The organism is Epilithonimonas bovis DSM 19482 (genome assembly GCF_900108115.1).
Classification (GTDB): Bacteria; Bacteroidota; Bacteroidia; order Flavobacteriales; family Weeksellaceae; genus Epilithonimonas; species Epilithonimonas bovis.
The window spans coordinates 1-12,026 of record NZ_FTPU01000058.1 but is presented as its reverse complement, the minus strand read 5'-3'; the positions used below and the strand labels follow the sequence as shown (position 1 = coordinate 12,026).

Sequence of the window (12,026 nt, the reverse complement as noted above, 5' to 3'; positions counted from 1 at the left end):
ATATTGCCAATAAGCATTCTCAATCCATCTTTCTACTACACTTTCATCACTTTCTTTAAACATTTCCTTGAGCAAAAGCATTCCTGCTATTTTGCGAACCGCAATAGAGGGTCTTCCTTCTTTTGAAAATAAACCCTCGAACTCAGCTTCTATTTTATCCCAAGAAATCTCATGCGCTAATTTTACAAGTGGATGATCCATATTAATAAGCTCGGTAAGTCTGGTCTTGAATAAATTTTGCTGTAAATCCTGTTTTATTTTTCCTAACATTTTGCCACTTTTTATACCCTAAAAATACGATTTTCTGCAATTTTATACAACATTTTTAAGCGAAATTTGATAATAAAATATTGAATATCAAACCGTTGTATTTATTTTAAGGAATGACTAATTATTGGGAAGATGATTATACAGAATCGCGCTGCGGCAGGGATAGTAGCGGATATCCTTTTGCTTTTCCTAAAAATATATAAAGTAATATAACCGTGAAAATGCCGAAAAAGGTGTAAAAATATAGTAAGAGTAATAAAGCAAAAGATATGAGCGGATAGCCCGGTGACAAAATTGGAAGGGGAAAGGCTTTGGAGTTTTTGGCAGCCGCCCAAAACCTGAACTTAATATTAAATCCCGCCCTGACGTTTTATATATATATTATATACGTAGTATGATAATGTAAGGCCTGCTGTATCTGCAACAGCATCTAAAAGTTCCAGAGAACGGCCAAGCTGCATGATGTCCTGAAGGATCTCTGTAAGCAGTGCATAAGAAACCAGGATAAGAAAGAAGTATATAAAGTGGGTCTTAGGAAATCTTAGCCTGAAGAAAAATCCCAAAAGAAAAAATATGGAGCAATGGATAAGTTTGTCCAAATGAGGAAACATAAAAAAGTACTCTTTGTTTTCTATGCCTGGGCGTAAAAGCATATAAGTAAGAAATGCCCAATAAATGGGCAATATAATCTTACTGTATTTTTGTATGAGATGATTAACCGACAACTTCCTGGTATTCTTCTGACGATAATAATGTGGAAAGGTCTGCGGTGTCTGACACTTTGAGCTTGATGATCCAGCCTTTGCCATAAGGATCTGTATTAAGAAGTTCCGGCTGATCTTCTAACTCAGCATTAACTTCCAAAACGGTGCCTGCTACGGGAAGGTAAAGGTCTGAAACAGTCTTAACGGCTTCTACGCTGCCAAATACATCGCCTTCGTTGAGATCCTCGTCTACTGTATCTACATCTACAAAAACGATATCTCCTAATTCTCCCTGGGCATAATCTGTAATCCCAATGGTTGCTGTATCGCCTTCTACCTTGATCCACTCGTGATCTTTGGTGTACTTAAGTTCTGCTGGTGTGTTCATTTTTATTTGATTAGGTTTTCGCAAATTTAATTATATAATTAAGATCTAACAATAGAATAAAAATAAATTATAAAAAAAGAGTAAACGTAGGTTTACTCTTTTTTATAATTGGTTATCGATATTAATTACCTGAACCTCCAAATGTCATTGTGGCGGTAATCCCGGCACGTATTGTTGATAATGGGAAAGCTGTTGAGATCTTATACTTGGTCATCATCTGGTCATAGAAGAATTTCAGGTTAAGATTCTGAGACATATTATAGTCTGCAGAAAGTTTGAGGCTAAAGATCTTTTGACCGCCCGTGACCTGGGAATCGTCTATCAATATATTGGTAAGCGTGGTTTTGCTATCCCGCATTGATAAATCGGCTCTCATATTAAGGTCACTTTTGATATCCCTCGGTTTTCCTTTATAATTGATTCTTAATTTCAGATTTTTGAGGATATAACCGTAGCCCACTACAAACTCATTACCATATTCTTCTGTAAGGGTTGTATTGGTTAAGCCCAGCAAATAAGTCCGGTCTCTGTTATAATTGAAACGGAACTGCATATTATTCCGCATTGTGACATCAAAACCAACCAGCGGTGCAAAAGCTTCTACATAACCTACCTGCGTGAAGGTGTAAGGATTATATCTGTTCCCATTAGAATCATATACGGTATTAACATCATTTACATTCCTGTTATAGAAATCGATGCTGGACTGGATACCCGACATGGTGAATGTAGAAACATAAGAATGCAGGATATCAAACTTAGAGAACTGGCTGTTGACAATTGGTAAATTCCTAAGGCCAGAGTACACAATCTTCCAGTTAGGCAATGGCACACCGGCTTTTGTAGGATTACCCAGCTTTTTAGGCGATTTACCTTCTATCGCAGCTTTGAAAGCCGGAATCAATACATAAGAATTACTTCTTGAGTAACCGGCAACATAACCGTCTCTGTCCACAATGCCCTCGTACTGTTGAGAAATGGCCAAAGCATTTTCTTTTATTGACTGATAAAGGGCGCTACCGTCTTTGAAAGCGGTATTAAAAGTCCATGCTGTATTAGAATAAGTGATTGACTCAGTCCCAAACGCATCCCGGAAACCGAAATAGTTGTTCTGAAGATCTACCACATTGTAACCGCCCTGAACATAATTCCTGCTGTAATTCTGCAGAACATTAAAATCGATACGGAGATCATTGGCCGGCATTACCTGCAAGTCACCTGTGAACGTTCTGTTATTAAGTTCTGAATAAGCATCATTCATCAACGTGGAGTTGGATGCCCAACCATTTTCTATCACGGTTCTCCTAATATCTGCCTGAGATCCCAACAAGAATCCTACTGTTGGCCCGCCCAATGTTTGACCATAACCAAAGAAGTTAGGTGCAGATAAAAGCCCAGGAAGCACAATCCCGTTATTCTCGTTATAATTAAGATTGATCTGCTTGAATGATGTCAAAGCATACGCTAAAGCCTGAATTGGTGTCAGCTTATTCTTAAATTTATAAGACTTAAACTTGAACTTACTGTTCTTCTTGGTAAACGCCTGGTTATAAACGTTGTTAAGAGAATCAATCTCCTGGCGGCGTTTCTGCAGCTTGTCATTGATCTTTTTGAAATAGTTAAACTTACCAAAGAATTTAGGGATATCTATTGTAGAAGTCCCAATAATGGCATTGGTGTTTTGTGAGATATTACCCAGGTTTTCCCAATTGCCGGTCTCTGGATTCTGGAAACTCCTTACCGCAGTAGATCTCGCATTCCAGTTGTACTGGAACTGATAACTTACTTCTGCATTGATGAAATCCAAATATGGGAAATACTCAAACGGCAGTCTGTAATTAAGCTGAGCACGGTGATTATACAATACCGGCCGACCTGCACGGAACGGATTACTGAAAATAGAACGGTTGTTCATCGAATTAACATCAATCTGATCGTTAAGGGTTTTGGTCTCCGAGTTAATTTCCAGTTTCAGAGATTTTGTAAAATTAAACCCAAGGCTGTACTGCCATCCGAAGAAGAAATTTCTGTTCCTGATAACATCAAAATCAGAACCTCCATTTCCGCTTAATAATGCATCCACATTCCGGTACTCCAGCTCATTATAATTCCTGTCCAGAATAGTTCGGAAAGATAATCTTGTAGGAACCGGGTTGAAGTTGAACTCTTTTGCCCAACGCAGGTACTTGTAAGACTTGGCTGTATCGCTGATCATCTTGTTAAACGGCCGCAAAACATAAGGCTTAAAGGTATAATTATACTCCAGGTAGCCCTTCAGGTATTGCTGGTAGTTTCTTTTGGTATAGATGTCACGGTAAAAATCATCATTGTAGATGGCTGTTACGTTTAGGTTTTCTATATCATAGAATTTAGCTTTTTTATCAGGGTTCATTCTCTCTTTCCTCATATTCACCACACCAATGCTGCGTTGCTGCGTGTAGGTTCTTACCACTTTTTTCAGCTCGCCTTCGTTAGGCGCTTTGGTCAATTCTACATCATTGTCCAGCGGGTTATACTTAGGATCGGAAATGGTTTGTGTGTATGAATAGTTAAGAGGAATCTTAATACCTGATTTCTCCGGTAAAAACTTATCTACATTAACGGTCGTATTGATACTGAAAGCAGAATTCTCATCCTGTGACCTTTCCGACGGTTTTTGATCTATCGCACCAAATCCGATAGAGGCGTAAGATGCGCTGGCATTAACCAAAGCAAAATCTCCCAGGTTAAAATTAAGGCTTGCATTACCGGCATAACCACCCTTGTTCTCGATCTCAGAAAGACGGATCTCATTCACCCAAAGCACCAGGGTTTTTCCCTCTGCATTAGAATTATCATTATTTCTGACACCCAGCATAATGGTCGTCACATTACCAATACTTGGGCGCCCTTTCACATAGATTTTCTTATTCTCATCACCGTAATCCGCATAGGCAAAACGTTCTGAGATCTGATAATTACCGGCTCTCAAAAGTTCATCTCTTTTCAGTTTGGCATTGACGAAATTCTCAATCTCCAGATTGACGGAGTTGGCATCCGGCCAGATATCCAATGGCGATGTGGCATTTTTTGCTGTATAAGTAAGAGAAGACTCATACTCATAATAATTATCTGTTGCATCGCTACCAAAGCGGATGAAGAACTTGGCATTAGGATCCAGAGCGCTTACGTTGGCAGTGGTCTGGTTGGTCTGGTTTTCTGCGTGCACAAACAATTCCAGATTTTTGTAACGGCGCATATCCAAACTGGTATTTTTGAAAACACCTCTGGATTCACCTTTTAATCTGTCTACCTTCATATAAAGAGAAGATTCGTTTTGTCTCTGCACACCAGAGTTTCCGCTAAGAACCTGCCTGTCTATCCCCGGAGGCAAAACATATGGCGGAGTTCCTAAGGCATTTTCTTCCAGGTTAACACTACCAACGTCAAAATTAGAATTAAGACTCTCTGCACCGCTGTTACCCTCTTCTACATTCGGTACTGTGGTACTGTAAATTTTATTGGTATATTTTCTCCAATCTGATCTTACCAAGTCAAACGATCCAAATCTTAAAGTAGATGTTTTATCAAAGCCTTTCAGTAAAAGTCTTGCGAATCTGACATTATTAAGAACTGATGCATCTGAGCCGTCTACGGTAGTTTTCTCATAGTTAGCCACCGGAATACGGAAGAGATACCATTTTACTTTTCCGGATTGGCCATTTTCAAACTTTACATCTACTTCTTTGATATCTACAATCTTGTTGTCCGCACCCAAAGCCATACTGGCCGGTGACAAATCTATTGAATATTGGTTATAATTCTCAGTCTGATCCAAATTGTAATCTCTGTTGATATCTTCTGCATCAGGCGTCTGTGTTGCAACCTCCAAAGAGTTTGAAGCTGAGTTACCCTCTGGCCCTCGGAAGTATTTATAACGTTGAACCAGAGATGATGCCATATCGCCCTGAAACTGGTTAGACATATAGAACAAAAAGTTATCGGAAGCAGGATCTAACTCATTGGTAATAGGATTTACAAAATCTACCCCAAATTTTTGCTGCTCCTGTGTACCATTCAGTCCGTCGTACCCGAGATCTTGCTGCGCCCGCTCATCACCTTCTGAAGAGAAAGCGTAGAGAATTGGCTGCTGGCTTGGCTGCGTTCCCCAATTGGTCGTAGAAGTATTGCTAGGTGTACTGGCTGTTGGCAAGCCATTCTCGTACTGCAGTTTGCCATCTTTTAGCACATCTTCTGATACATTACCCAGTTGCAATAACAATTTGGGATCATTACCCAATGTATTACCGTCGGCTCTCGGATCCATCAGCCAAAACTCGACATAATCAATATTGGAAGTGACAAAATTGGTGACAGAAATCGGACGCATAAGCCCGGCCCACCTTTGCGAAGCCGACTCGTTATTCGGATTCACATTATAAGGCCCACGCAAATCAGGGTAATAAGTAATATCAAAGGTATTAAGGAGCGTCTGCTCGCCAGCCACATAATCTCTGTTGTTATAAAGTTCCTGCATCTGCACCCTTCTGGAAGCATGGTTAGACAATACCTGCGCATTGATACCAGCTGGTGCGCTGCCACCAACACCGTAGAACCTCGGGTCTATCGTATACCAGGACAAAAGCCCTCTGCCATTACCATTGCTGAGGCTGTTATCGCTTACATTCTGCGGGAAGACAGGATCTCCAATATTTTTCTCCGGACGCGATGCCAGGCTCCATAAAGAAGGTTCCTTCAAAGAAATTTTGGATGTGGTCTGCTCAAAATCATCGATATAGGATTGGTTGTTAATCCCTTTGCTCTGACCGGGAATCAGGTAAGCACCTTCTGCTTTGAAGTTAAGATTAGACGGAGCCTCTGTATTCACAAACGGAATCTTGTCGGTAAGTCTTGTCAAAAATGGCAACTCGTTATTATACATCATATTGAAGCCGGCCATCGTGTTGCTAACGGCTTCCTGCCCATAATTCACTTTTTGGGTCAAAGGCCTTTCTGTATAATTAACCGCAGTGGCACCTAACGTAAAATGCTCGTTGAATTTCCTTTCCAAATTAATTCCCCAGAAACTTTTACGCTGCGTATTAAAAGTCAACTGATTTTCCAGCTGCACATTAATGGCCTGGCCGGATTGTTTTACCGCTTCATTGATAATATTGACGGTACCCAGCATATAATCTACCGTATAATCTACACCTTCTACCAACTGTGTCCCGTTGGCTGTTACTTTTACAGATCCCTGAGGTACATTGATAGCTCCCAGCGAAATACCCTGTCCCTGGCTGCCCTTGTAGCGCCCTTCTATGGTGTAACGTTGCTCCTGAGGCAGCTGTGCTTTGAATTTGGTATATAAATCTTTGATAAGATAAGGTGATTTATCAGTATTGGTAAGAACGCTCTCCAGATAATCTACAAAAGGTTTGGCTTTAGTAAATATCAACCTTCCGTTTTCTGCGTCAACTGTAATGCCGTTTACAAAGTCAAAAATACCGTCGCCAGGCAAACCTGTGGTGCTCTGTTGCGCATCATTATTGGCGTTGAGCCTGTCCCAGTTAAAAAGGCGGAGCAGGTTTGTATCATTATTATTGACAGTGGTATTGGCGCCCGGCAGATAATTGACTTTACCACCAGAAGAAGGATCTTTAAAATAAACGTTTAATAAAAAGTTTTGCGGCTGAATCTGGCTTGTATTAAGAGAATAGATATTCTTCATCATAAGATCCCACATTGGCGAGGTGGTTTTTACCGCCACATTGGACTTAATCATTTTAGTAATAAGAACACTGTTCTCCTCGGAAAATTCTCCAACCTTATAAACAGTATTAGAACCATTTAAGGTATATGAATAAGAAACCGCAAGAAACTGTTGGTCATTAAGCCTTTGATTCAAAGAAAGATAGCCTAACTGAGAATTGAATTTATATTCCGAAGACGTCAGTTTTCTGGCTTTTCCGTTATAGATATATTGCTCGCCATCATTGCTATACGGTGTAGAACTGCCCGGGAATGTGTTGCCATTAAGCAAACCCGGTGGCGAAATGCCCGCTCTGCTGGTTCCTAATGCTCCGGAGATAGCACTATAAAGGCCTTGATTAGCATTATTTGGATTAACGCCGTCCTGATCTCCCAAATCTCTCACTGCCACGATTGGTTTCTGAGACTCCAGGTTAGATCCGCCCTGATCCAATACCCAAACCTCTATCCTGGTAATATTAACCCGGGAATTGATTAAAGGATAATTGGCAAGTGCACCATCATATTTGTCCAGAAAGTAGCGGCCTAAGAAATAGTGCTGGTTATCTTCGTAATCAATAGCGTTAATTTTGAAACTGCTCATCATGCCGCCGCCCTGGGCAACAATGGTTTTAGCCTCGCCCTGCTGTTGTGAAAAAACAAGTGTTCCCGTTGTTTTACCCAACTGGAACTCGGTTTTGAGACCAAAAAGCGATTGCGAACCTCTGATAAGGCTTGTAGAAAGCGGCATGCTGATATTACCTACTTCTACTCTTTTTATAATTTTATCTTCAGGATTCTGGCCTTTCTCATTAAGGCCTTTGGACTGCAGATCTTTCCACGTGCCTTTGGCCTGCCAAACCATATTCATCCGGTTTTCAAACGCAAAGCCGCTTTGTGTATCGTAATTGGCTTTGAGCTGCAAATTTTCCCCAACTTTACCGGTAAGCCCCAGCTGAATCCTCTGCTGAATATTAATAGCAAAACTGGTTCTGTTTTGTGGGAGAATTAATGGATTATCTATTTTCTGATAAAGACCTGCCAAATCTACAGAAGCAAAACCCTGAGGAATCAGTTCTATTTTGTTACTGCCAAAAATATTTTCAAACATTTTATTCTTGACTATAATAGCCGGTATCAGGCCTTTTTTCTTAGCATCAGTCTGGTCTTTTCTGCGTCCCAAATCATTTAGCAGAGATTTTTCCGCATAATAGGCGCGAAGATTGTTTTGCATAACGTAATTTCTATACTCTTCTGACGTCATTGCAATTGGTGCACCCACCACGGTATTACCAATCTTTGGGTAGAGATAGTACATGCCAGTCTTAATATCAAAAAAAGCATCATATCTTACAGGATCTGCAAGGCTATAATCTTTTCTTATACTGAGACTGTCCAGCGGTCTCTCCTGCGCCAGTGCATTGGTACAGTTTAAGAGTAACAGAAAAAGAAAGCTAAGTTTATAGAGGTAAAAATTTTTCTTCACTTATATTTTTTTAAGATTCTGATAACATATTGCTATCAGATGTTAAATGTTTTTTAAAATCTCTTTGACCAATTGTTCTACAGAGATTTCTTCATTGTGCTTCATAATCCGGTCAGCAATCTTTTCGCTTACCTTCTTGGAAATTCCTAAAACTTCTAATGCTGATAACGCCTCATTTTTGATTTTATTGTCTGCCAGAGCAGAAAGTTTTGCCTCAGAATTACCGAATTGACCGACTTTATCCTTTAAGTCAACAATAATCCTTTCGGCTGTTTTTGCACCGATCCCTTTTACTTTTTGAATGACAGCACTATTGCCGGAAAGTATGGCATTTGCTGCTTCTGGAAGACTGAGCGAAGATAAAAGTATGAGTGCCGACACAGGTCCAACACCGTTAACACTTATTAAGAGATTGAACATGTCTTTTTCATCTTTGGAGAAAAACCCGAAAAGCAGATGAGCATCTTCACGGATAATCTGCTGGATATAGAGAAGGACTTCTTTGCCCTGAGATAGGTTATGAGAAGTTTGCAGGCTGATACCAACATAGTAACCAATACCGCTCACCTCTATTACGGCAAAGGTAGGTGTCAGTTCCTGAACGACACCTCGTAGAGAATAAATCATTTTTCTTAAAAATTAGGGTTTTGCGAATATATAAATTATGGTAAAAAGAAAAGCCATTTTGTTAATATTAAAATGACTTTTCCGCAGATTATCGGGAGAAATATACCGGTAATTGCATAATCCCTAAAAAATACAAAGAAAAATATGGTCCCATCTTAAGCTCTTATTAAAAAATGATTAAGATGTGCTTCCTTCTCCCAACTCCTTTTTTCTTTGCCTGATAAAATCTGTTGGGCGGATACCATTGATTTCCTGGAAAAGATTAGAAAAATTAGTCCTGGAAGAGATTCCGCACTCATCCGCCAATCCCTGTATATTTAACCGGAGGTATTTCGAATCATTATGCATTAGTTGTGTGATATAGTTAATACGCAATGCAGAAAGATATTTGCTGAAATTTGATCCTTTGGTATCATTAATGTACTGGGAAAGATACAGCTTATTGGTATTGAAGCTATTAGCAAGCCGGTCTATTGTGAGCCCACTTTCTTTAAAACCTAAACTGTTTTCAAAATCTTTCAATTTTTGCTGAAGATCTGCAAAGATGTCGGCACTTATGAGTCCTTTGCCCTGTACAGATATATTTTCATAAGATGTTGATTCTTCTGTTTTATTTTGCCTTTGTAATTTTTTTTCTAATTCATTATATTTAAGTTCTACCAGCTTTTTATTTTGATAATATTTCCATATCCCAAAAAATAGAAGTAAAACGATAACAGCTAATATTATGATGACTAATAATCCCCACTTATTTTGATTTTCCGATTTATTTTTAGCTTCTGTAAGTATTTGCCCATCATATCCCGTGTGCAGTTTAGATGATAAGTAAGGAAAATCTTTTTTAAGAATCGCATCCACTTTTAATAAATCTTTTGTGTAAGCCAATTCCTTTTGACTATTATTTTTTTGTTGATAATAATGAATTAGACAATCATAATTATCCTGCAATTCCGGAAAAATAAATGCTCTTTTTTTGAAAATAGAATCTACTTTTTCAAATTGCCTTATAGCCATATTTTCCTTTCCTAATCCCAGATAACTTTTCCCTATATAGAATTCGGAAACTGAAATCCAGTAAGCATCATCATTTTTTTTAAGAACAGGTAATGCCTGATTGAGATTTTGGATGGCAGACTGATAATTTTTATGATAATAATCAGAGATTCCTTTACACTTCACAAAATAATCTTTTTCTGACAGAAAATCTTTAGACCTGCCTGCCAATTGAAACCCTACAGTTATTAGAGAATCCGCCTTTTTATATTCTTTAAGATGTCGATAGCAAACGATGGCCTGATGCACACTATTTAAGTAGCCTTTGCTGTCGTTATAGACTTGCGTAGGATAATTTTTTTCTTTGGTTTTAGGCTCAAAATAAGCAATACATTCATTGAAAAGGACCAATGCCTCGTCATAATATCCCAAATAACTTTTTACCAAGCCAATTTGATAAACGATCTTATATTTTAAATAATCATCATTGCTATTTTTGGAATATTGGTATGCTTTGAGATATTCTGCTAATGCAGATTGGTAATTTTTATCGTAGAAATAATACAAACTTCCTTTATATAAATAAGCCGAAGACAATAGATCATTATTACCTGCCTTTTTTGCAGCAAAAATGGCACTGTCTGCATATTTAATTTTTACCGCTTTGTTAGAAGAGTAATTTGAATAATCTTCATAAGCATTTTTCAGTTCCGTATAGTTTTTTTCCTGCTTTGCTTTTTGAATATACCTTTTTACATAAGGCAGAGCCGTCTCATCATTACTATTATAACTATCATAGATATTTCTCAATTCTACATAGAAACTTTGTCCCTTAACTTCTCCTGTAGAAAAAATTAATAAGCAACCAATTAAGATATAAGCCCATTTTTTTAATACCATTTCTATTCGACTATTAGTTTTATAAACCAAAAATAAACAAAATCACTTATAATTAATAATTCAACAAAATTTAGAGCAAAAATTTTTACCTTGTTTAAAATACACGCTATTAACAAGTTAAAAAAAATAGCTACACGTGCTAATTTGGAAATTTCCAGATTAGCACGTGATAATTCGTAAAAATTCCAAATTGAAACCGGCTTGTTTTGCACAAAAGGCCTAAGCCTCATACTTTTATCACAAGAATTTTAACAAAAAATCCTGGCGCCGGGATAAACTTAACAACAATCTATTATGAAAAAGTTTATCTCATTTGGGGCAGCTATTGCCTTATTGGTTTTTGTATCAAATTGTAGAGAAGCAGATGAAATAGTGGCTATACCGGAAACCAATCAGAACATCGCTAAAAGCGCAAAAAAGGATTCTTCGGAAATAAAAACTTCTGGCTCAGAAAACTCTAATGCTACAGATGAAGCACAAGATCCACCTAAAAAAGACCCAATCAAGTGGTAGAAAAAAAAGATTTATCATTCCTTGGAATTTTGTAGTACGTAATGCAAAAAGAAATGGATTATAATAAAATAAGTTTTTGATCATTTAGAAACTTAGAGCCTGTTTAAATTTTATTCAATAAATTTTTTATAGCGGATAATTTTACCATATTTTCAGAATTTTCCATTAGTAATTCGTAATTCCTGCATAATCTCCTGTCGTTATCAAACCAGGAAAATGTCCGTTCAATAATCCATCTTTTAGAAATGGGCTTAAAATCTGTTTTCTTTTCATCATTTCTCATCACCACATTGATTAGATAACCAAACTTATTTTTCACCTGTTCTATGATTTCTCCTCTGTAACCTCCATCAGCAAGAATAATCTTCACAGGACTTAAGAAATATGCCAAAGTTCTCATGAGAAAATCAACAGC

At 38.0% G+C, this 12,026-nt stretch carries 8 protein-coding genes; 1 reads left to right on the top strand and 7 read right to left on the bottom strand.

The genetic code is table 11. The annotated features are described in order from the left end of the window. From B0B05_RS15420 to B0B05_RS15395, 6 genes are all read right to left on the bottom strand, one after another. Positions 1 to 270: transposase (locus tag B0B05_RS15420; RefSeq protein WP_143746053.1), on the bottom strand; the 270-nt coding region annotated here is incomplete at its 3' end. A gap of 350 nt (positions 271 to 620) precedes the next feature. Then, complete coding sequence (locus tag B0B05_RS15415) at positions 621 to 923, bottom strand: VanZ family protein (RefSeq protein WP_317044149.1); 303 nt, start codon at positions 921 to 923, stop codon at positions 621 to 623. A gap of 61 nt (positions 924 to 984) precedes the next feature. Further along, positions 985 to 1,362, bottom strand: a complete 378-nt coding sequence (gene gcvH, locus B0B05_RS15410) for a glycine cleavage system protein GcvH (protein ID WP_076784473.1) — start codon at positions 1,360 to 1,362, stop codon at positions 985 to 987. A 121-nt stretch (positions 1,363 to 1,483) separates the two neighbouring features. Then, entirely contained in the window at positions 1,484 to 8,578 is a 7,095-nt protein-coding gene (gene sov, locus B0B05_RS15405) for a T9SS outer membrane translocon Sov/SprA (RefSeq protein WP_076784472.1), read from the bottom strand. Positions 8,579 to 8,620: 42 nt separating this feature from the next. Next, positions 8,621 to 9,205 (bottom strand): Holliday junction branch migration protein RuvA, encoded by a 585-nt coding sequence (gene ruvA, locus B0B05_RS15400; protein WP_076784471.1) that lies wholly within the window; start codon positions 9,203 to 9,205, stop codon positions 8,621 to 8,623. A gap of 177 nt (positions 9,206 to 9,382) precedes the next feature. After that, positions 9,383 to 11,098, bottom strand: coding sequence for a helix-turn-helix domain-containing protein (locus tag B0B05_RS15395; protein ID WP_076784470.1), 1,716 nt, complete (start codon positions 11,096 to 11,098; stop codon positions 9,383 to 9,385). A 294-nt stretch (positions 11,099 to 11,392) separates the two neighbouring features. Here B0B05_RS15395 and B0B05_RS15385 point away from each other — a divergent pair, with 294 nt between their 5' ends. Continuing rightward, positions 11,393 to 11,611 (top strand): hypothetical protein, encoded by a 219-nt coding sequence (locus B0B05_RS15385; protein WP_076784468.1) that lies wholly within the window; start codon positions 11,393 to 11,395, stop codon positions 11,609 to 11,611. A gap of 103 nt (positions 11,612 to 11,714) precedes the next feature. Here B0B05_RS15385 and B0B05_RS15380 read toward each other — a convergent pair. After that, a partial coding sequence (locus tag B0B05_RS15380; protein WP_076784467.1) for a transposase occupies positions 11,715 to 12,026 on the bottom strand: 312 nt, incomplete at its 5' end.

What these genes read in the sequence shown, in the direction of transcription:
- B0B05_RS15385 (WP_076784468.1), top strand. Translation starts at nt 11,393, where the DNA reads ATGAAAAAGTTTATCTCATTTGGGGCAGCTATTGCCTTATTGGTTTTT.
- gcvH (WP_076784473.1), bottom strand. Translation starts at nt 1,362, where the DNA reads ATGAACACACCAGCAGAACTTAAGTACACCAAAGATCACGAGTGGATC.
- B0B05_RS15395 (WP_076784470.1), bottom strand. Translation starts at nt 11,098, where the DNA reads ATGGTATTAAAAAAATGGGCTTATATCTTAATTGGTTGCTTATTAATT.
- ruvA (WP_076784471.1), bottom strand. Translation starts at nt 9,205, where the DNA reads ATGATTTATTCTCTACGAGGTGTCGTTCAGGAACTGACACCTACCTTT.
- B0B05_RS15415 (WP_317044149.1), bottom strand. Translation starts at nt 923, where the DNA reads ATGCTTTTACGCCCAGGCATAGAAAACAAAGAGTACTTTTTTATGTTT.